Source organism: Aquaspirillum soli, assembly GCF_054781915.1.
In genome coordinates this window covers 226,496-247,132 of the sequence record NZ_BAAGTM010000001.1, presented here as the reverse complement: position 1 = coordinate 247,132, position 20,637 = coordinate 226,496, and the positions used below count along the sequence as shown (strand labels likewise).

17 protein-coding genes, 1 tRNA gene and 2 pseudogenes are annotated in these 20,637 nt (G+C 46.9%); 1 reads left to right on the top strand and 19 read right to left on the bottom strand.

The annotated features are described in order from the left end of the window. The first annotated feature begins 48 nt into the window (after nt 1–48). A tRNA-Ser gene (locus ACYVJG_RS01295) sits at nt 49–138 on the top strand. A gap of 50 nt (nt 139–188) precedes the next feature. On the opposite strand, the gene flgL is transcribed toward ACYVJG_RS01295, so the two are convergent. From flgL to ACYVJG_RS01200, 19 genes and pseudogenes are all read right to left on the bottom strand, one after another. Continuing rightward, complete coding sequence (flgL, locus tag ACYVJG_RS01290; protein WP_460429407.1) at nt 189–1,472, bottom strand: flagellar hook-associated protein FlgL; 1,284 nt, start codon at nt 1,470–1,472, stop codon at nt 189–191. A gap of 31 nt (nt 1,473–1,503) precedes the next feature. Then, complete coding sequence (flgK, locus tag ACYVJG_RS01285; RefSeq protein ID WP_460429406.1) at nt 1,504–3,615, bottom strand: flagellar hook-associated protein FlgK; 2,112 nt, start codon at nt 3,613–3,615, stop codon at nt 1,504–1,506. Nucleotides 3,616–3,682: 67 nt separating this feature from the next. After that, nucleotides 3,683–4,645, bottom strand: coding sequence for a flagellar assembly peptidoglycan hydrolase FlgJ (flgJ, locus tag ACYVJG_RS01280; RefSeq protein WP_460429405.1), 963 nt, complete (start codon nt 4,643–4,645; stop codon nt 3,683–3,685). A 66-nt stretch (nt 4,646–4,711) separates the two neighbouring features. After that, on the bottom strand, nt 4,712–5,812 hold the full coding sequence (locus ACYVJG_RS01275) for a flagellar basal body P-ring protein FlgI (protein ID WP_460429404.1): 1,101 nt from the start codon (nt 5,810–5,812) through the stop codon (nt 4,712–4,714). Nucleotides 5,813–5,837: 25 nt separating this feature from the next. Beyond that, entirely contained in the window at nt 5,838–6,545 is a 708-nt protein-coding gene (locus tag ACYVJG_RS01270) for a flagellar basal body L-ring protein FlgH (protein WP_460429403.1), read from the bottom strand. 154 nt (nt 6,546–6,699) lie between these two features. After that, entirely contained in the window at nt 6,700–7,485 is a 786-nt protein-coding gene (gene flgG / locus ACYVJG_RS01265; protein ID WP_460429402.1) for a flagellar basal-body rod protein FlgG, read from the bottom strand. Between the two features lie 25 nt (nt 7,486–7,510). Beyond that, nucleotides 7,511–8,263, bottom strand: a complete 753-nt coding sequence (locus ACYVJG_RS01260; protein WP_460429401.1) for a flagellar basal body rod protein FlgF — start codon at nt 8,261–8,263, stop codon at nt 7,511–7,513. 42 nt (nt 8,264–8,305) lie between these two features. After that, nucleotides 8,306–9,862 (bottom strand): flagellar hook protein FlgE, encoded by a 1,557-nt coding sequence (locus ACYVJG_RS01255; RefSeq protein ID WP_460429400.1) that lies wholly within the window; start codon nt 9,860–9,862, stop codon nt 8,306–8,308. A gap of 43 nt (nt 9,863–9,905) precedes the next feature. Next, a complete protein-coding gene (locus tag ACYVJG_RS01250; protein WP_460429399.1) occupies nt 9,906–10,583 on the bottom strand; it encodes a flagellar hook assembly protein FlgD in 678 nt (225 codons plus the stop codon). A gap of 20 nt (nt 10,584–10,603) precedes the next feature. Then, nucleotides 10,604–11,017: a flagellar basal body rod protein FlgC gene (gene flgC, locus ACYVJG_RS01245; protein WP_022654457.1), complete on the bottom strand. Its 414-nt coding sequence runs from the start codon at nt 11,015–11,017 to the stop codon at nt 10,604–10,606. A 2-nt stretch (nt 11,018–11,019) separates the two neighbouring features. Beyond that, nucleotides 11,020–11,427: a flagellar basal body rod protein FlgB gene (gene flgB / locus ACYVJG_RS01240; protein WP_460429398.1), complete on the bottom strand. Its 408-nt coding sequence runs from the start codon at nt 11,425–11,427 to the stop codon at nt 11,020–11,022. Nucleotides 11,428–11,683: 256 nt separating this feature from the next. Further along, complete coding sequence (locus ACYVJG_RS01235) at nt 11,684–12,730, bottom strand: protein-glutamate methylesterase/protein-glutamine glutaminase (RefSeq protein WP_460429397.1); 1,047 nt, start codon at nt 12,728–12,730, stop codon at nt 11,684–11,686. Between the two features lie 41 nt (nt 12,731–12,771). Continuing rightward, nucleotides 12,772–13,383, bottom strand: coding sequence for a chemoreceptor glutamine deamidase CheD (gene cheD, locus ACYVJG_RS01230; protein ID WP_460429396.1), 612 nt, complete (start codon nt 13,381–13,383; stop codon nt 12,772–12,774). Further along, the gene (locus ACYVJG_RS01225) at nt 13,383–14,222 is read right to left on the bottom strand and encodes a CheR family methyltransferase (RefSeq protein WP_460429395.1); all 840 of its coding nucleotides are present in this window, start codon (nt 14,220–14,222) and stop codon (nt 13,383–13,385) included. The genes cheD and ACYVJG_RS01225 overlap by 1 nt, the downstream gene beginning before the upstream one ends. Nucleotides 14,223–14,350: 128 nt before the next feature. After that, a pseudogene (locus ACYVJG_RS01220) lies at nt 14,351–16,219 on the bottom strand (methyl-accepting chemotaxis protein); the annotation flags it as partial. A 30-nt stretch (nt 16,220–16,249) separates the two neighbouring features. Next, nucleotides 16,250–16,552: pseudogene (locus ACYVJG_RS01215) on the bottom strand (HAMP domain-containing protein); the annotation flags it as partial. 855 nt (nt 16,553–17,407) lie between these two features. Continuing rightward, nucleotides 17,408–17,899 (bottom strand): chemotaxis protein CheW, encoded by a 492-nt coding sequence (locus tag ACYVJG_RS01210; protein WP_460429394.1) that lies wholly within the window; start codon nt 17,897–17,899, stop codon nt 17,408–17,410. After that, nucleotides 17,896–20,238 carry a chemotaxis protein CheW gene (locus ACYVJG_RS01205; protein WP_460429393.1) on the bottom strand — a complete coding sequence of 781 codons (2,343 nt, stop codon included), beginning with the start codon at nt 20,236–20,238 and terminating at the stop codon, nt 17,896–17,898. Before ACYVJG_RS01205 ends, ACYVJG_RS01210 begins: the two co-directional genes overlap by 4 nt. A 14-nt stretch (nt 20,239–20,252) precedes the next feature. Further along, the gene (locus ACYVJG_RS01200) at nt 20,253–20,618 is read right to left on the bottom strand and encodes a response regulator (protein ID WP_022654192.1); all 366 of its coding nucleotides are present in this window, start codon (nt 20,616–20,618) and stop codon (nt 20,253–20,255) included. Between the last annotated feature and the right edge of the window lie 19 nt (nt 20,619–20,637).

Here is a 20,637-nt window from a genome sequence, read left to right as displayed (position 1 = left end):
TTGACAGAAAAGTTAGCTCTGTTAAGATGCGCGTCTGTTTCGAAGTTCGGAGAGATGCCGGAGAGGCTAAACGGCCCTGACTCGAAATCAGTGGGGGGTTCGCGCCCCACGGGGGTTCGAATCCCCCTCTCTCCGCCAGAATAAAAAACCCCCGCTTAATCGCGGGGGTTTTGTTTTGCTATCATCAATTAGCTGATGTAGTTAAACAGTGACAACGAGCTTACTTTTGAGAAAGACAGCTGCGACGCTTCTAGTGCCGTTTTCGCCATGACTAAGCTGGTGCTAGCTTCTGCAATATTCAGATCTTCCAAGTCACTAATCGATTTTTTGTAGACCAAGTTCAGGTCTTCACCGAGATCACGACTTTGCTCCACCTCTAAACGACGAGACCCCACTGCAGCCAAGGTGGATAACGAACGTTCATGTGCCTTGTCTACCCCTTTCATGACCTGTGCGGCTTCTAAGGTATAAGATTTCAAGGTAACACTGTCTGCTACAAGTGGGCCCGTTGGCAAGTTTTCAAATTTGAGCGTTAAACCAGTATCTTCACCACCAGTGGTTCGGATACGATATTCACCGACTTTTCCATCGTAAGCCACTTGGAAATTAGCACTATAAGGCGCTGGCAAAGTAGGCAAGGTCGCATTATCCATGCCAGCAGGTAGAGTCATACTCACCCCACCCTGCCCAAACGCATCCTTTAGATCTTCAAATGCGGCAGCAGCAGTGGTGTTAGTAATATTTGGAACAGAATCAGCCACTTTTAATGTGACCGAAGTACCACTATTAAGAGGCAGATTCGCTTTTGGATTTAAACCATCACGGCCCTGTTTTAGCATTTCTCCAAAGCGCAACATAGTATCAAAAATGTTGCCGGAGTCGCGGCCAACGGTACTGCCAGTGCCAAAGGTTGCAGAACCTGGATCTGTAATAGCGATTTGTCGTGCAGTGCCTGTTTGAACCGATTTTTGGCCATCGTTACCGTTGTAACGAATCACGGTATCAGCGCCATAGGGGCGGGAGCCTTCAATGGTATAAGGCGGTGTACTGGTTTTTGTACCGGAAAATAAATAATTCCCTTGACCATCAGTCGTGTTTAACACCCCGACTAATTCTTCCATTTTGCCATCAAATTCGCCACTGATGATTTTAAGGTCGGTGTCCTTAAAGGCAGGGTTACCAGCCCGCACCACCATTTCTTTCATCTGCGTCATGATGTCAGATACAGTTTGCAGCGCGTTATCGCTAAACTGCAAGGCAGAGTCTACCGCTTTGGTGTTTTCAATAAACTGAGCATTGCGGCTATCAGATTGTTTAGTATCTAACACCCGCGCCGCAGCCACTGGATCGTCAGAAGGACTGTTAATCCGCTTAAGCGAGTTAAGTTGTTTTTGCAGCTCAAACAAGGTGTTTTGTTGACGGTTAATCCCTGAAGCACCGGTTTGATAGGTAAAAGAAGAGCTGATTCGCATATAATGTCCTTTATGTTCTCAGTGAGCAGGATTAACGCAGAGCTTGCAATACCGAGTCGAACAAACCTTGGCCAATTTGAATGACTTTACTCGAGGCTTGATAGGCTTGTTGGAATTTAATGAGGTTTGCCGCTTCTTCATCCAAATTCACACCAGAGACACGTTCACGCGCCATCGTCACTTGCTCTAATGTCACCTTTTGAGCGGCCCCAATGGCTTTCACTTCATTGGTTTTACTACCCACCGCCGTAACCATCTGGCCAAACGTGGCTTGGAAATTTGATGCGGCAGGCGCAGGAAAGGTAAAGGTTTGTCCCGCATTCGCAGCACCTAGCGCGGCAGGGGCAGTAAAAGTCATCAAAGTGCGGCTAGAAGCATCTTGCAGAGAGTAGGTTGATCCAGCAGGAACAACGGTATAGCCACTTGGCAAGTTGGTAAAATTAGTACCATCAAACCCCATGGTGATTGGCAGTTTAGAAACAAAGTCCAACTGGGCTTTTTTGTCAGCCGCCACATCCGGATCTTGCACATTGATTGTGAAATTAAGAACCGGCGGAGTACCAGGGCCAATACCATTTACTTTACCGCTTGCAGGCAGATCAGATACTGTTGCTAGTGCTTGTAATTTGGCCATTTCCAGTAAGTTGCTGTTTTCACCTTTTTCCAATAAAGCACCAGGCGTCCGGTTGGCAATCACAAAGGTATCATTTGCCGCTGGGGTCCCTGACACAGTAAATTGTATCCCCATTGGGGCACCGCTCTGGTCTACCACTTTAAAACCACCGGATACGCCGGGGATACGAGTGAGAGACAAAGGCGGTACATGCGCAGCACCAGTATTGTCGGTAATACTGTAGTTGGTACCATCAAACCGAATCTGAATTGGCATTGCCGGAACAGCTGTAGCAGGCGTAAATGGTGCTGTTGTTGAGATTTGGCTAATCGCAGCACTGCCAGCTAGTTTTGTAGGTAATGCACCATTAAAAGAAGCATTACGATCAAATACGATTGCCGATGCTGCGGCAATTTTGTTTGGATCCGTTTGCAGCAATGACAAGGCACGCACAGCATAGCGCTGTTGAATTTCTAATTTTTCTGCGTCAGTTTTTGCCGAGTAGTCGGGTGTTGGAGGATTCACTGGCGGAAAGTTAAACCGTAGCTCAAATAAATCTGTGCCAGCATCACCATTCAGATCAACACCTTGGGCATTTTGACGGTTAAAACGATCAACAATCTCCATTGCCATTTGACCGATACGTTTTTGCGTATCGTCCAAGGTCTCGCGCATTTCAAGCGCCCCCCCCATCGAACCGCCAGTTAATAAGCGAGTAGGGATTTCAAAAGCGGAACCTGATTGATAGTAAACAACCAGCTCTTGCTCCATCCCGGGCTGGGTTGAATAGTCTGCTTTTAATAACGCGGGATCGTTACCCAACACCAGACTTTGCCCTTTACCGATATAAACATTCACCGTCCCATCACCAAGCGGCACCATGGTTGCATTGATGTATTTGTTTAGTTCGGTAACAGCTTGATCTCGTTGATCAATAATATCGTTGGGTAGTTGCACGCCATCGTTCCGCCACAGCATAGTAATTTGCTTATTTAAATCAGCAATTTGTTGGGCAATCCCATTGATCGCGGTGACAGAGGATTTGATTTCCGTGTTAATCCCCAAACGCAGTTCTTCCATGCGGTCGTCAGCCGACTTCATGGTGTTCACTAACGATGACATTTGGTCAATCATCGCTTGGCGAGAAGGAATCGAGGAAGGGTCGGAGGTCAGTGTTTGCACTGAGCTGAAGAATTGTTGTAGCCGTGGCGAAATGCCGTTGGTTGAGTTTGCAATCACATCGTCTAGCTGCTTCATATAGCTAAACTGTGTTTCATAGTAACTGTTACCGGCAGTCGCGGTTTGAACTTGTTTATCTAAAAAACGGTCGTAGATGCGTTGAACATCATTGAGCTCGACCCCTTGACCGGGAAAGCCATAGCCTAGATTTTGTGGATACATTGCCGACTGCACCAACGCTTTGCGATGGTAACCAGCGGTATTGACATTACTAATGTTTTGCGAGGTGACATTTAACGCGGCGCGGGCAGCATTCAGCCCCGACACACCAATATTTAAGATACCGGCCATGATAGATTCCTGCCCAAAAAGTCATTAACTTACATCGTCTGCACAATGACAAACTTAAGTGTTTCTACTAAGAACGTGCAGCAACTTGCATTTTTTCGCTGCCTGCCACTTGGCTCAATTTAGCAGCGTAGTTTGGATCGGTGGCATAGCCGCCTTTAGCCAAAGCACGCGCAAATCCCACCGCATCTGCGCCTTTGTTTAGTGCATCTTGATAGCGTGAGTTAGTGCTCAGTAATCGTGCGTAGTCGGCAAAGGCATGAGAATAAGAGGGATAGGAACGGAAACGCTCAACTCGTTTTTGTGCTACACCATCTACATATTCGGTAGTCAGCACATCGGTAGTGGCGCCTTTCCAGTTACCCGTTGCTTTAATACCAAACAGGTTATGACTGTTCGATCCATCAGCATTCTTGATATTTCGTTTGCCCCATCCCGATTCCAACGCGGCATGCGCCACAATCAATTGAGGTTCAACACCAATCGCACGGGCAGCAGGGGCAGCATGATTTAGCATGGACTGAATAAAATCACCGCTATTGGTATTTTGCGTGTTATTCGTTCTGCCTGCGGCAGGTTTCGCTGTTGTGCTTTGAACACCGTCTTGTTCCAGCTGTTGCAAGGCTTTAGCAATCGCTGGTTTTTGCAGTGCTAACAGCTGCATAGAACTTGCTGCCGCTGTTTTCTTAACTGGCTCGTCCCATTCAATGCCAGATTGTTTGGCAATTTGCCGAGCAATCATATCACCCAGCCCCACTCCACCGGCATGGCTCATTTGCTGCACAGTTTGTTGGTCTTGCATTCCACGAAAGGTATTTAATGCACTGCTCTCTTCTTCACCGGAGAAAGAAGTTTCTCTCATACTCTGCATCAGAATATTGAGAAACATTGCCTCAAATTCACTAGCAACCTTTTTGATAGCCCCTTTCGGATCTTTGACAGCTTGAGCTTTCAAATCATCTAAAGCTCGACTGTCCATAGCTAAACGTTGTTTAGTGTCTTCCGGGCTAAGTGTGGAGGGCGTGATCAACATAGAAATTCCATCTTTCCTAATTTTCAACCAATCAAACAGCAATAACCATGCCTTGCTTTGATTAAGTTAAATAATTTGCAGTTCTGCCTTAAGCGCACCAGCAGCTTTCATGGCTTGCAGAATGGACAAAAGATCTTGCGGTGTCGCACCAACGGCATTTAAAGCACGAACGATTTCATTTAGATTTGTCCCTCGTGGCACATTGATGACCTTGCCACCATCGGCACGAACATTGATGTCGGTTTGTTGCCCAACAACAGTTTGGCCTTGACTTAATGGATTAGGCTGGCTGGCAACAGGCGTGCTATTCACAGTGACAGACAGGTTACCGTGTGCCACAGCACAGGGCTCAACCTTCACGGCTTGATTCATCACCACTGAACCAGTACGAGCGTTCAGAATAACTAGAGGAGTAGATTCTGCCGCTGTGACGGCAAGATTTTCCATTCTGGCTAGAAATTGTACCCGCTGGTTACTGTCAAAAGGGGCCCGAACTTCAATCACACGGCCATCTAAGGCACGGGCTGTTTCCTGGCCAAAATTACGGTTAATCGCTTCAACCATTCTGTTAGCGGTAGTGAAATCGGCGTCAAACAATTCTAATCGGATAGTGTCGCCATTATTCAAACCACTCATAACCTCTCGCTCAACAGTAGCACCAGCAGGAATTCTGCCCGCGTTCAACTGGTTGACCGTCACACTTGCGCCACCTGCTGCAGCACCCGCCCCACCGATTAAAATATTGCCTTGAGCCATGGCATAGATTTGGCCATCAGCACCTTTGAGAGGGGTCATGAGTAAAGTACCACCCCGCAGGCTTTTTGCATCACTGATCGCAGACACAGTGACATCCAGGGGTTGGCCAGATTTCGCAAAGGGAGGGAGACTCGCAGTAACAACGACAGCAGCAGAGTTCTTAGATTCGATCTTTTGTCCTGGCTGAATCTGTATCCCCAGTTGATTCAGCATGTTAATCATACTTTGACCAGCCGGCCCACCGCTTTTATCCCCTGTCCCGTCTAAACCAACGACCAAACCATAACCGACTAATTGGTTACTACGTACGCCACCAACTGAGGCTAATTCTTTAATTCTTTGCGCTGACCAAGCAGGCATAGCCAACGCAGAGGCAAGTGTTGCTGCCAATAAAAAACGGATCATAATCATTTAATCAATCCAAATTTGTAAGAAATTAGAATGGCAATACGGTCATAAAGAAACGAGTTAACCAGCCTGGTTGCGCAAACAGATTATTGTTACCTCGATTCACCTGCTCAATTCGAGCATCGGCCATTTTTAGGGAAGAGACTACGTTCCCACCTAAACGAGCATCAACTTTGACATCTCGAGGATTAATGACTCCAGAAAGTCTAATAAATTGCATATCGCCGTTCATTTTGACCTGTTTTTCACCACTGACCTGCAAGTTTCCATTTGGCAATACGTCGATCACTGTCACAGTAATATTGGTACTAAATGAACTCGATGCACTACTGGAGCCAGAGCCCTCATTTTCGACCTCCCCGTTAATATCAAGGCTAAGGCCTCGGGTTTTTCTTTCTAGATAATTTGAAAAGAAAGGGATTGACACATTCGGCGCACGAGCAGCTGCCGAAGCAGAGCGGCTACCAGAGCTGTTTTCTGAGCTGGAAATATTAGCGCGCTCTTCAATCACAACGGTCAGAATATCACCTACTTGACTGGGTACCCGATCAGCAAACAAGCCTTGACCAGCCCGTGCTTGAAAAATAGAACCATTGCCTTGTTGTGCATTTAGTTGTTGAATAGGACGAGCGGATAACGGTTGTTGCACAATAGTAGGGGGTGGTGTCATACAACCACTTAAGACTGCGATTGCACCGACAAGGACAATGTAGCGGGAAGAAGAAAAGACGGACATGATCACTCTCGGCCAGCACAAAATAAATGACATGGTAACGGATAGTCTCAGAATCACAAAACGGATTGCACCAAGCAAAACAAACGCCCGTGATGCGCTTTGGCATACGGGCGTTGCGATATCGCGCAATGCAACACAGCTTAGAGTTGAGGTATTACAGCTGGCTTAACCGTTGCAGCATCTCATCACTGGTTTTGATGCCTCGGGAATTGATCTCGAAAGCACGCTGGGCTTGGATCATATCAACTAATTCTTGCGTGATATTAACGTTAGAGTTTTCCAGAAACCCTTGTTTTAAAGCACCTCGGCCTCCAGCAGGGTCATTCGGCGCACCCACATCAGCAGCTCCAGAAGCAGGGGTTTCACGGTATAAGTTACCACCAATACTTTCAAGACCGGCTGGATTGACAAAGTTAGCAGTGGTAATACTACCCACAACAGACGTGGTACCTGCAGCATTTGTGAGGGAAACGTCACCATTGGCAGATATCACCATACTTTTGGTGTCTACTGGAATGGTAATCCCAGGAACAACACGGTAACCACTAGAGGTAACAAGCTCACCAGTATTTGACCGTTTGAAACTACCATCTCTTGTATAAGCAGTAGACCCATCCGGCATTTCAACTTGGAAAAAACCATTACCATCGATAGCAACATCAAAGGAGTTTTCGGTGTTCTGCAGATTACCTTGTGTGTGCATACGTTCTGTTGCAACAGCTGCGGAACCCGTACCCACCATTAAACCCACAGGTAGCTGAGTTGTCGCTGAACTTTGAGCACCGGGTTGACGAATCACTTGGTACATTAAATCTTCAAATACACCACGGCTGCGTTTGAACCCCGTCGTATTAACGTTAGCTAAGTTATTGGTAATCACATCTAGTCGAAATTGACTAGCATCCATACCCGTTTTTGAGATATGCAGAGAGCGTAACATAATTTACTTATCCTAGTTTCAGGGTTTAATTGCTTAAACTCATAATAGAGTTTGCCTGACGTGCATTTTGATCTGCAGTTTGCATCATTTTGATGTTTAAGTCGAATTGCCGTGCGTGGTTCACCATCTGTACCAAAGCTTCAACAGGGTTGACATTACTTCCCTCAACCGCACGAGGTTGCACCTGACGCGTTTCATCTACAGGAGGAGTTGACCCGTCATGACGACGAAATAAACCATCCGTCCCTTTGAAGAAGTCCTTACCAGTTGGATCCCCAACCAATTTGATACGACCAACTATCTGCGCTTGTTGCCTTGGGTTGTCTCCAAGGCCAATTGCTGTTACAGAGCCATCTTTTGCAATTTCAACATCAGAACCAGGGGGAATCGTAATTGGCCCCCCGCCATCACTTAGTATGGCCAAACCATCACGAGTTCTCATGATCCCGTTTGGATCCACCACGTAGCCACCTTTACGGGTATAAGCTTCTTTACCATCTTTATCTTGAACAGCAAAAAAACCATGACCATGTAAGGCAAAGTCTTGAGGATTATTGGTGTAAGACAAAGGGCCTTCTGTTGGATCGTGACCAACGGTTGAGTCAACAGTGTAGGCGCGAGTGGGGGTTCCGTCACCAACAACTGGCAATGCGCGGAATGCAACTAACTCGGCCTTAAAGCCATCTGTATTGGCATTTGCAAGATTGTTGCTGGTTGTGGCTTGTTGTAAAGCAACGTGCTTCGCACCATTCATTGCAATAAATAGCATCTTATCCATCGCGCCTCCTATACCCCTTCTTGATCAGCCTAATTAAGCCAATCAGCGCAAGTTAATGACACTTTGTAATACAGCATCTTGGACTTTAATCGTCTGAGCATTCGCTTGATAAAAGCGTTGTGCCGTAATCATGTTTACCAACTCAGCGGTCAAATCAATATTTGCATCTTCTAATGCTTGAGCTTGAATCAAACCTGTGTTGGTACTACCCGGATTATTGTAAGCAGGTGTGCCAGATTGATAAGTTTGAATCCAACGATTATTACCGATTGGTTGTAATCCTTGCTGATTTGGGAAATTTGCAAGAATAACTTGCCCAATTGCCTTATTTTGTCCATTCGAGTATCTGGCACTGATAATACCTTCTTTACTCACCTCAAGGTTAGTCACAACAGAAGGGGCATAACCTTCTTGAATAATCTTATTAACAGCAAAGGATGCCCCTTGCTGAGTTGTACCAACAAGATCAACAGAAATTTGAATCGGGTCAGCAGCTACAGCAGGAGGTACTGCACTAGGGGTAAAAGTACCAAATGTTAATTCTGAAGCCCCAGTGATCATCCCCTTGGAGTCAAAAGTCACTGTTTGTGGATTTGTTAAGCCTGTAGTAATTGGCAAACCAGTTGTCGGGTCAAGAACGTTAACGTTGACCTCCCAAGGAGAGGTTACAGAAGGAGAAATACCAGTCATATCCTTCTTAACCAAATAGATATTCATCGTGTAAGGGTTACCTAATGAATCATAAATTTTTGTCGAGGTAGTATGCGTATAAGTATTTGGATTACTAGGGTCGAAAGGTAATACAGTAGCCGCAGGATCAGGAGCACTTGTGCCTGCTGTTGATCCTAATGGCAGCGTAGCTGATGGTGTGTAACGATGGGATACACCTGCACCATTATCATACGAAAAAGAGGCAGTGTAGAATGCACCAGCAGTTGGAGCAAAAGCTCCTGCAGCACTAATTGTCCCAAGTTGTCCATTAGAAACATCCACATAAGTGCCAGTGGAAATCTCGACATAACGTACCGGTGGCGCAGCAGTATCTAAACGACTGGACCTTACACCTACGGGAGTAGCTCGAGAATCTACATTTAATTCAAATTTAACTGGACTGGCATTTGTACCACCAGGAAAGTCAGTGGGTCTACCAGCCAATAAAGTATTGTCTACTTTTAAATCTGTCCGACTACCTTCAAGAATCTTACCTGTTACAGGGTCTACAGCCCATCCTTGTAAGTTAGATCCACCATTATTAACAATAAAACCTTGTCGATCAATTTTGAACTGACCATTACGGGAATAAGAGATACCGTTAGGATCATTCATAACGAAAAAACCATTGCCAGAAATAGCCATATCCATCTGATTACCAGTAGTATTAATATTTCCCTGGCTAAATTGCTGAGCAATTGTCTCCGTACGTGTCCCTAAACCAGTTTGAGTAGCAGCAACTCCATAAAAGTTAGCGGCGTACATATCAGCAAACTCAGCACGAGACCCTTTAAAACCAATGGTCCCTGCGTTAGCGACGTTATTACCAATCACATCTAATTGTTTTGCTGCTGCGTTAATCCCACCTACACCGTGTTGAAAGCCCATTTTTGTCTCCTTAAAACCAAATAAAAACTAATAATTAAAATAATCAAACACCTAATTGATAAATATCGGTCAGACCAACGCGAGTACCGTCTGGCAGATGCAGTTGTGCCGCGCCTTGCGCCCAACTTACAGCATTCACACGTTGATAGGCCAAGGGCTGTGCAACAGCAACGTTGCCGCCTGTTTTTGCCGAAACGCTAAAGCTATAAGCGCCAGCAGGCAAGGCTTCGCCTGCACTATTTTTACCGTCCCACTCAAACTCCATCACGCCTTCTTTTTGCTTGCCCAATTCAATGGTATCCACCTTATCACCTTTGGCGTTATACACACTGATTGCGACGGTATCAGCTCCTTTTGGCAGATTTAACGCAGCACGAGCAGTACCCCCCTCAGCCAAAGTCAAACCAGAACCACCCACCAAGGCCGAACGCCCAACCATATTCGCGGCAGAGAGCGATTGTGCAGTGGCATACATCGTAGCCATGTCTTCCATGGTTTTATTCAGCTTTTCAATCCCTTGCACCGTACTGATTTGTGCCATCTGACTGGTCACGGCTTCATTATCCAAAGGATTTAATGGATCTTGCGTTTGCAGTTGGGTGACCAACAGTTTCAAAAAGCGATCCTGTGCTTCTTCAATCTCAGATTTTTTACCTGTTGCAGCAGTGCCATTGATATTGGCATACGGGTCAGCAGCAGAAGTAGAATTCACGGTGGACATAATCAGAAATCCTTTAAAAATTACTGCTGACCAATGCTCAAAGCGGACTTGAGCAAAGTTTTGGTGGTGTTCATCAGTTCAACGTTGGTTTGATACGCTCGCGAGGCTGCAATCATATCTGCCATTTCTTCAACTGGATTGATATTCGGCATCGTCACATAACCCTGCTGGTTTGCGAGGGGATGTTTAGGGTCGTAAACCATTTTGGGAGGCGATTGGTCTTCGACAACAGCGGTGACTTTCACGCTATTGACTTGTGGAATCCCATCACGCACAGGAATGGGGGTGAACACCACTCGCCGCGCTTTGTAAGGGTCGCCATTAGAAGCCACAGCGCTATCAACGTTGGCAATATTACTGGCCACCACGTTCAAACGCATGGATTGGGCTGTCATTCCTGAGCTGGCAATACCAAAAACTTTATGCAAAGACATGATTATTGTCCTTTAATCGCGTCGGACAGACCGGAAATTCGACGGTTTAAGAAAGTCAGGGTGGTTTGATAGCGCATGGAGTTATCAGTAAATTGTGTACGTTCTAAGTCCATATCGACCGTGTTGCCATCAATACTTGGCTGTACCTCGCGCCGATACTGTAACTCAGTCAAACTCACCGCTCTGACCTTGCCTTGTAAATGACTTTGATGGGTTTTTTCCATCGACATCGATTCTTTCTTTTGCAGCAATTCTGCTTGCGACAACGCTTTATTGAAATCAAAGTCAACAGACTTGTAATAAGGCGTTTCAGAGTTGGCAATGTTGCTGGCCAACACTTCATTGCGGTAGCTACGCAACCCTAGCGCCTGCTGCTGAAAATTAAAGTGTTTGGCTATTTTGTCGATCATAATGATTCGCCCTGTTGTACATACTGCCACGCCGTCAGGTTAAGCAGAAAACGTGCCAAAAATGCACGTCACCCAACACCATGAATCTAAAACAAAAAATCGAATTCTGTCGTCTCAATGCTGCAGGTAAGACATTTCACCACGACAAGCCGGCAAGTTTTGCCGCCTTATTGCCGCATCACAAAAGTGTGTTTGCAATTTATGAGTTTTTGCCAGTTATGCGCTAACCATACCAGAGGGAAGGCGAGTTTATCCACTAAAAAAGCGAGACAACTCGATCGGCCAACGCCTCTGGACAGCCGGTTTCTTGAACTGCACCGAGTTTAATCGCTTCACCGGGCATACCAAATACCACACAACTGGCTTCATCTTGCGCTAGAGTCGTCGCCCCCGCTTGTCTTAAGCGTAATAAACCAGCTGCGCCATCTTTACCCATGCCTGTCATCAATACCGCCACCACCCGCTTAGCCGCAATATAAGTTGTGACCGAGTCAAACAGCACGTCCACCGCTGGTTTGTGGCGGTTCACCCTATCGCCATCATCAAGATGACAAACATAACCACGGGCATTTTTACTGATTTGCAAATGGCGATCACCAGGTGCCAAATAAGCATGACCTGACAAAATCGGCTCACCCTCTTTTGCTTCGCTAACGTGTAATTCTGACAAGCTATCTAAACGGGCGGCAAATGAGGTAGTGAAACCAGGGGGCATGTGTTGCACAATCAACACAGGTGGCGAATCGGCAGGTAGCCGTTGTAAGAAAAGTTTTAATGCTTCTGTGCCGCCAGTGGATGCCCCCACCACAATCAACTGCACATGCTGGCTACGCGCTCTCACTGTTGGTAGAGGTCTGGGAGCAGTTTTTTGCACTAGGGCCGCTCGACGTGCCGCAAAACCACGACCAGCTAACGCAACAGCACGAATTTTATGGCAAATTTCATCAGCGTAATCAGCTAATAACAGACTGTGATTATCTGGTTTACAGACAAAATCAATTGCACCTAATTCTAACGCCCGTAATGTCGCTTCAGCACCTTCTTCAGTGAGAGACGACACCATTAAAACCGGCGTTGGACGTAAACGCATCAGACGTTCAAGAAAAGTCAATCCATCCATCTGTGGCATCTCAATATCGAGGGTAATCACATCAGGATCGAGCTCTCTAATTCTCTCACGCGCAACTAAAGGATCTGGAGCGACGGCAACAACTTCCATATCGTCGGTGGAATCAATAATTTGTCGTAGTAATGAGCGCATTAAAGCAGAATCATCCACCACGATTACACGAATTTTTCGCATCAGCCTTACTCTAATTTCGCGCGCTAACAGGCGGCTAGGCCTTAAAACAACTCTGCATCGCCACTAATTGGACGCACCACAATCCGTTTTTGATAACGCATTTCCCGATCAACCACCGCTGGCTTGGTTTGTTCACGAATGGTTTTTACCATGACCCGCCCTGTGTGAGAAAAGAAATACACTTTTCGCGCTTCTTGGCCTAATAAATCTTCTGCCACCACAGGAATACGCTCCATTGCCAAATAATCTTTGACAAACTGCGCATTACGCGGCCCCACATTACCCACGGTCATGCCAGAAAGGACATTGCCCCCACCAAAAATCTTGGCTTCAAGGTTTTGTCGCGCTGCGCCTAATTTCAACAAATGGTTAATCAGAATTTCCATTGCATAACTACCATAACGCGCTGCACTGCCCACCACAGAAGATTCGCTTTCACCAGCATCAGGCAACATAAAATGATTCATGCCACCAAATCCTGCTTTACGATCACGAATACAGGCAGCAACACAGGAACCCAAAACCGTTACGATTAAACGTCCATCTGTTGAAACATGATATTCACCCGGAAAGACTTTCACCGCAGGCGAATCAAAAGTCTTGTCATGGTAAAAATGTGAGGCAAAAACCTCTTGGTAATCGGCGGCTAACATCAGTGTTTCTCAACAGGAGGATTGGCAAGGGTATAAACTGTGCGACCACAAGGGGCAAATAAGCGGGTGACTGGCGTTAAGTTTTCTGAATGGCCGACAAATAAATGACCATCGGGCTTTAAATGAGGGGCAAAACGTTCAACAACTGTTTTTTGTGTCGGCTTATCAAAATAAATCAGCACATTACGACAAAATATCGCATCAAATTGGCCAGAAATCGCCCAGTCTTTTGCTAATAAATTCAACGACTGAAATTGAATCAACCTTTTGATATAGGGTTTGACCTGAACTTTACCGTCGTTTTTTCCGGTCCCTTTGAGAAAAAATTGTCGCAACTGGGTCAAAGACAAATCACGCACACGGTCCCGTGCATACACCCCTGCCCGTGCGGTTTGTAAAACTTGGGTATCAATATCGGTGGCAATAATTGACACCGGTGGATCGTGTCGTTGTAACGTTTCCACCGCAGTCATTGCCAAAGAATACGGCTCCTCGCCTGTACTTGCCGCACAACACCAGATACGAAAGGTTTGTCCAACGGGATGTTGTTTTAGCAAACCCGCCAACACTTCGAAATGATGATTTTCTCGGAAAAAAGCTGTCAGATTCGTGGTAAGCGCATTGAGGAAGTTTTGCCACTCTGGACTATCTGGATGGAGATCATCCAGATAGTCCGCAAAGCGACTGACTTGTAAGGCTCGCAAACGACGAACTAGGCGGCTATACACCAAGGAATCTTTACTGTCGTTTAACACAATCCCAGCATGGCGATAGAGTAAGTCTTTCACCCTCACAAAATCACGCGGCGTATATTCAAACTCTCGCTCATGGTTGGCCATTAAAACTCTTCCCAGTCATCATCAGCCGCACTGGGAGGAGGCGTTAACGGCGCTTTCAATTTATGTGTAGGCGGCGCGGGTAACGACATCGGTGCAGGTGCAGCTTGCTTTAATGGCAAAGCAGACGGTGCAGTTGCAGTTTTACGCGCTGTGACCGGTGCGGGTGCCGCTGCCCATGCAGCAGAGGCAGACAAACGGAAAGTGGCCACCGCTTCAGACAGCAAATTCGCTTGTTCTTCTAAACTTTCCGCTGCGGCAGCGGCCTCTTCCACCAATGCCGCATTTTGCTGGGTGTTTTCATCCATCTGTGTCACAGCTTGGTTAATCTGTTCAATACCAGAGGATTGTTCCACCGAGGCGGCACTGATTTCACGCATCAACTCGGCCACCTGACGTACCGAATCAACCACTTCACTCATGGTTTGCCCAGCTTCGTCTACCAACTGTGCCCCCGATTCGACTTTATCGACCGAATCGCCAATCAGGGTTTTAATTTCTTTTGCAGCAGTGGCACTGCGTTGAGCCAAGCTACGCACCTCGCTGGCCACCACGGCAAACCCACGGCCTTGTTCACCGGCACGCGCCGCTTCCACTGCGGCATTCAACGCCAAGATATTGGTTTGGAAGGCAATCCCATCGATGACGCTAATGATGTCAACAATCTTACGAGCCGATTCATGGATGGCGCTCATGGTGGTGACGACTTCACCCATCAAATTGCCACCCTTACTTGCCACCACCGATGCACCACTCGCCAACCGGCTGGCTTGCTGTGCGTTATCAGCATTTTGCCGCACCGTACCGGTAATTTCTTCCATACTGGATGCAGTTTCTTGCAAATTCGCAGCTTGTTGTTCTGTGCGTGCCGAGAGGTTTTGATTCCCTTGGGCAATTTCGCGCGATGCTACGTTAATGGTGTCGGTGGCTTCACGAATCTGGCGCACCAAGGCCGATAAACTGTCTACCGTTTGGTTGGCATTACGGGTTAGGCGAGCAAAGACACCTTCGTATTTCTTATCATCCACACGGTAGCTTAAATCACCACGCGAGAGATGCTCTAACACGGTTGCAACATCTTCCAAACCTTCAGCCGAGGTGCTGACCAAACGGTTGATATTGTCAGCCAACACACGGAAGAAACCTTCTTTATTTTCTGCTGCCAATCGTTTCGAGAAGTCACCGGCAGCCGCAGCTGTAATAATCGCTTCCACTTCTTTTTCTGCGGCCACTTCTTCAGTCCGGTCTAGCCATTGCACCACTGTGCCATGCCGTACCCCTTGCTCATCAAAGACAGGGTTGGCAATCAATTGGAAAGTACGGCCGCCCAAGGCAATTTGTGCGCGGTAAGTCGTCCGTAAATCAGCTAATAGATCACGTTGATGGGCAGGATTTTTATGGAAAATATCCATGTTATTGCCCAACAACCGGTCAGGATCAAAACTCGGGAACACACGGCGGATGTCGTTTTGCGCTTGCTTCAACATCCCTTTCACCGAGTTGTTCATGTAGACAATGTTACGTTCATTGTCGGCAATCATCACGTTGGTGGTGACATTGTCCAGTGCGGCTTTCACCCGCGCCATATTAGCGTTGTAGATCACAGCCTCTTGCTGAGCACGCAAGGTTTCCGTCATGTCCTGCCATTCAACCACCGTACCCAGACGATTGTTCTGGGCATCAACAACGGGGGTAACCAATAAACGGAAATGGTAACCACCCAACTGCAAGTTGGCTTCGTGCGTATGACTCAGATGATTTAATAAGCCTCGTTGGTGGGCAGGCGTTTTATGGAAAATATCAATATTGGAGCCCAATACTTTATCTACCATAAAATTAGGTAGTTCACGGCGAATGGATTCTTGCCGTTGTTGTAACATTTCAATCAAAGAACGATTAACATAGACAATGTTATATTCATTATCTGCAATCATCACGTTGGTTTTCGCGACATCTAATGCAATACGTACGCGTAGGTTTTCTTTCAATGCAGCAGATTCATTATTATGAACCTGAGCAAGCTTCACTCGCATATCATCTAAGGCATGAGATAACTGCGCTAATTCAGCCTTCCCTTCAATGACAGGGAATTTTGCAGAAAAATTACCTTGGGCGATTTGCGCGGCAGTTTCCATTACACCACGCATTGGACGCAAAATTGAACGAGAAATTAAATAGAGCAACACAATCAGCAGCAGAACAAACAGCCCTAATACTGATAAGCTAACGATTAAATTATATTGTTCTTGGTCGGCGCGATGCTGCAGGCTGAGATCTAATTGTTGCAAAACACGCTGATTTAATGCCGCAATATCAGCATTAACGGTATTCATTCGCTGTAACAGATCAGCGCGGCTAATTTCGCTGCCCTGCAAACGGCCCAGTGCAATGGCATCATTCACATTGCGCGTCAACTGTGCACGGTCTTTTGCTAGATCAGCCGATAAAACCGCGTTAGCAGAAATGACTTTTAATAAAGCTTGGTCACTGTCACGCAACTGAATCAGGGCATTATTACTGATTTCATCACGCTGACTAAAACCATTATTGGCAGCAACCTCACTCCCAAGAGCAGCCAAGTCACGCAACCGTGCTAAAGATTCGTTTACGGCAGGTAAAGACAAGAAACCGGCTTGAAATAAGAAATAAGCGTCTGGGCTAGGATCAAGCATCAAACCATAATGAGCACCGACATCACGAGTCAGGCTATGTACCTCACCAATCAACACGCTATAACCATTGAAATGGGTACTGAGTCCTGTTTGGGTTTGTTTTTCTTTCAAGGATAAGAAACGGCTGCGTAATTCTTGCACACGTTGTGATAATGGCGCCGGCAATGCGGCAAGATTATTAAAGCTAGTTTCAATCTCACGCTCTATATTTAATAAGCGATTGTTTTCTGTCGCTGCAGCTTGGGTTAACAGTGCATAACGATAGCGTTGCAAACGATCTGTTAATTCCAATAACTGTAGGCTAGGAGAAATTGCCTGTCGCTCAGTCGCAATATCTTCTAAAGAATGTAAACCGGTATTTAACACACGTAAGTTAGGCGCCAACGAAAAGGCTAACGCCAACAACGCAATTAAAGTAAGTTTGACAGGCAAAGACAGACGATAAAGGACCGACATCATACGCTCACAGTTCTGGAATCCAGATTCACATCAGAGAAAAAGGTTTAGCGACAAAGGTTAAGTCTCTAAACTCAGTTGTTCAAATAGCGCCAACTCATGGCTGGTCATCAGTTTTTCGATATCGGTGAGAATCACCATCCGATTTTCAATGACACCCAGCCCTAATACATAATCGGTATTCACCACACCACCTAATTCCGGCGCAGGTCGGCATTGTTCAGGATCAAGGTGAATCACATCCGATACACTATCCACCACAATACCAACTATTTTCTGTCCAACATTCAAAATAATCACGACAGTAAAAGGGGTGTAAGTGACGTTTTGTAGGCCAAATTTAATGCGCAAATCAACAATCGGAACAATTGCGCCGCGTAGATTAATCACACCTTTTAAGTAAGGCGGACTATTGGCAATCCGCGTCACAGTGTCATAGCCACGAATTTCCTGCACTTTTAGGATATTGATGCCGTATTCCTCATCACCGAGGGTAAACACCAAATTTTCTCGTGCCGGACTGTTATCATTGGTTAAATAACGCTCGTTCATGCTCGGCTCCGATTTTTTGCCATTCTGACAACGGCAGGGACATCAAGAATCAGTGCCACACGGCCATCGCCCATAATTGTGGCACCCGAGACGCCTGAGACACGGCGATAGTTGGTTTCCAGATTTTTAATAACCACCTGTTGTTGTCCCAATAGCTCATCGACTTGTAACGCTACCATTTCTTTTTCTGCCTCCACAATCATGCACAGCCCTTGTTGCAAAGAAGCAGAACCGGTCGGGTGTTCGGTTTGGGTCAAGAAAATATCAGCCAATCGAATCAGTGGCAGATATTGACCTCGGACTTGTAAGACCTCGCCTTGCTTAGCTAAGGTTTTATATTGGCTGGGTTGTGCCTGCAGCGATTCAATAATGCAGGTTAATGGCAACACATACACTTCACCATTAACCCGAATCGACATCCCATCCAAGATAGCTAAGGTTAGGGGCAGCCGCAGGGTAATCGTGCTGCCAACACCGGCAACCGATTCAATCATAATACTACCGCCCATCTCTTGGATGTTCCGCCGCACCACATCCATCCCCACACCCCGGCCAGAAATATCACTCACTTCGGCAGCAGTCGAAAACCCTGCTTCAAAGATCAGATTCCACACTTCGGTATCTGACATCCCTTCGTGTACCGGCAGACCACGTTCAATCGCCTTAGCTAAAATGCGCTCTCGATTTAAGCCAGCCCCATCATCGCGAATTTCAATCACGATATTGCCACCCTGATGCGAAGCACGCAGGGTAAGATGACCAATAGGAGATTTCCCAGACAGTCGCCGTTTTTCAGGTGACTCAATGCCATGATCTAGGCTATTACGCACCAAATGCGTCATGGGATCAGCGAGTTTTTCGATAAATGCCTTATCTAGTTCGGTGCTTTCGCCTTCGAGATGAAGTTCAACTTGTTTACCCAGTTTGCCGGCTAAATCTCGCACCAATCGCGGAAAACGGTTGAAGACAGAGGCAATCGGCATCATTCGCACCGACATCACCGATTCTTGTAAATCGCGGGTATTTCTTTCGAGCTGTTTAATTCCTGCCAATAGAATGTCATTACCCACCCCTTGCTGTTCCAGTTGCGCGGCACACTGAGCCAACATCGACTGTGTAATGACCAGCTCACCGACTAAATCGAGTAGTTGGTCCACCTTTTCGACATTGACACGAATTGTCGCTGACTCAGCATTATTACCCTGACGAGTTGGCGTGGGAGCCGTGGTTCGTGGTGCAGTAGGCGCAACCACCTGTGGTGCACTCACTACCGGCACCGGCGGTGCCACTGGTGGGGCTAATGGAACGGGGACAAATAAGCCAAAACCATCACCCTCTTCAGCCATCGCAGTGGCAAGAGAAGTTGCCGACGGTGGTTGTGGTACCGGAGTGAAAAAGCCAAACCCCTCATCGTCCTCTGTTGTCTCAGAGAGCGTCACCGGCGGTGTGGTATTCGACGTAGTTGAACGGGCAGGCACAGCCTCAAACAATCCCCAGCCGTCATCCTCTTCCATTTCCGTAATCGGTACAGGAGAAGGGACAACGGGAGGCGTGGACGGCGCATCGTCCTCAAATAGTCCCCAACCGTCCTCATCATCAAGGACAGACGGCGGCACACTTACAGCGGGGGTTTCCTCATGGAACAATCCCCAACTATTTGCGTCATCGACCAAGGGAGGGGGAGCATGTTCTAAGCGAATCGCAGAGGGCGGTACCACAAAGGCCAAGCTATCACAGAGATCGGCAAATTCAGAATCAGTACCGAGGAACTCAATACATAGTGGGTCCTTGGCATCGGGCTCCACCGGAAAACCAGTGATTTTTGCCCGTGGCTCTGCTGTCAAACGCTGTAACAACGCCTCCCAAGCTAATTGTCCATCTGTGGCAATCGAAAAATGATGGGTGCGCGCTTCTTCCTGCAACACCGGAATCGCGGCTGAAGAGACATCTTTAGGCAGCAACTCTGCCCGTAAACGCGCTTCCATTTCCTGAATCAAAACAGGATCAGTTGCCACACCTTGACGACAATTATTGAGGATATCTCGCAGCGCATCCGTCGCCGCCAAGATGGTATCGATATGGCTAGGGGTTAACTGCAAAGTGTGTTTACGCACCGCATCAAGCAGGGTTTCCAGCTGATGCGTCACGTTAATCAGGTCGGTAAAACCAAAAGTCCCTGCCCCGCCTTTAATCGAATGCGCAGCACGGAAAATCGCATTCAACGCTTCCGCGTCGGGGGCATCAATATCGAGAGCGAGCAACACCGACTCGAGCGTTGCCAAGTGTTCCTCGGCTTCCTCGAAGAAGATGTCAAAAAACTGCGATAGATCGATTTGCATGGTTTGGCAAACCGTTAACCAATCACCCGCTTCACTAAGCTAATTAGCTTTTGTGGGTCGAAAGGTTTAACCAACCAACCAGTGGCACCACTGGCACGTCCTTTTTGCTTCATTTCGTCACTCGATTCGGTCGTCAGTACCAAAATCGGCACTGAGGCATATTCAGGGAGCGCACGGAGTGCCTGTGTCAGGGCAAAACCATCCATGCCTGGCATATTGATATCAGTCAGAATCATATCGAACTGCCGAGCACGCGCACGGCTCAGGGCAGTCGGGGCATCAGGGGCATCAACGACTTCATAGCCAGCACTTTTCAAAGTAAAGGTTACCATCTGACGAATAGAAGGGGAGTCGTCCACAGTAAGAATGACTTTGGCCATAGTTGGGTCACAATCCTTT

Coding starts and splice junctions, on each gene's coding strand:
- cheD (WP_460429396.1), bottom strand. CDS start 13,383: ATGTTAGCCGCCGATTACCAAGAGGTTTTTGCCTCACATTTTTACCAT.
- ACYVJG_RS01255 (WP_460429400.1), bottom strand. CDS start 9,862: ATGGGCTTTCAACACGGTGTAGGTGGGATTAACGCAGCAGCAAAACAA.
- ACYVJG_RS01225 (WP_460429395.1), bottom strand. CDS start 14,222: ATGGCCAACCATGAGCGAGAGTTTGAATATACGCCGCGTGATTTTGTG.
- flgC (WP_022654457.1), bottom strand. CDS start 11,017: ATGTCTTTGCATAAAGTTTTTGGTATTGCCAGCTCAGGAATGACAGCC.
- flgG (WP_460429402.1), bottom strand. CDS start 7,485: ATGTTACGCTCTCTGCATATCTCAAAAACGGGTATGGATGCTAGTCAA.
- ACYVJG_RS01250 (WP_460429399.1), bottom strand. CDS start 10,583: ATGTCCACCGTGAATTCTACTTCTGCTGCTGACCCGTATGCCAATATC.
- ACYVJG_RS01205 (WP_460429393.1), bottom strand. CDS start 20,238: ATGCAAATCGATCTATCGCAGTTTTTTGACATCTTCTTCGAGGAAGCC.
- ACYVJG_RS01270 (WP_460429403.1), bottom strand. CDS start 6,545: ATGTCCGTCTTTTCTTCTTCCCGCTACATTGTCCTTGTCGGTGCAATC.
- ACYVJG_RS01235 (WP_460429397.1), bottom strand. CDS start 12,730: ATGCGAAAAATTCGTGTAATCGTGGTGGATGATTCTGCTTTAATGCGC.
- ACYVJG_RS01200 (WP_022654192.1), bottom strand. CDS start 20,618: ATGGCCAAAGTCATTCTTACTGTGGACGACTCCCCTTCTATTCGTCAG.
- ACYVJG_RS01260 (WP_460429401.1), bottom strand. CDS start 8,263: ATGGATAAGATGCTATTTATTGCAATGAATGGTGCGAAGCACGTTGCT.
- flgJ (WP_460429405.1), bottom strand. CDS start 4,645: ATGTTGATCACGCCCTCCACACTTAGCCCGGAAGACACTAAACAACGT.
- flgK (WP_460429406.1), bottom strand. CDS start 3,615: ATGGCCGGTATCTTAAATATTGGTGTGTCGGGGCTGAATGCTGCCCGC.
- flgB (WP_460429398.1), bottom strand. CDS start 11,427: ATGATCGACAAAATAGCCAAACACTTTAATTTTCAGCAGCAGGCGCTA.
- ACYVJG_RS01210 (WP_460429394.1), bottom strand. CDS start 17,899: ATGAACGAGCGTTATTTAACCAATGATAACAGTCCGGCACGAGAAAAT.
- flgL (WP_460429407.1), bottom strand. CDS start 1,472: ATGCGAATCAGCTCTTCTTTTACCTATCAAACCGGTGCTTCAGGGATT.
- ACYVJG_RS01275 (WP_460429404.1), bottom strand. CDS start 5,812: ATGATTATGATCCGTTTTTTATTGGCAGCAACACTTGCCTCTGCGTTG.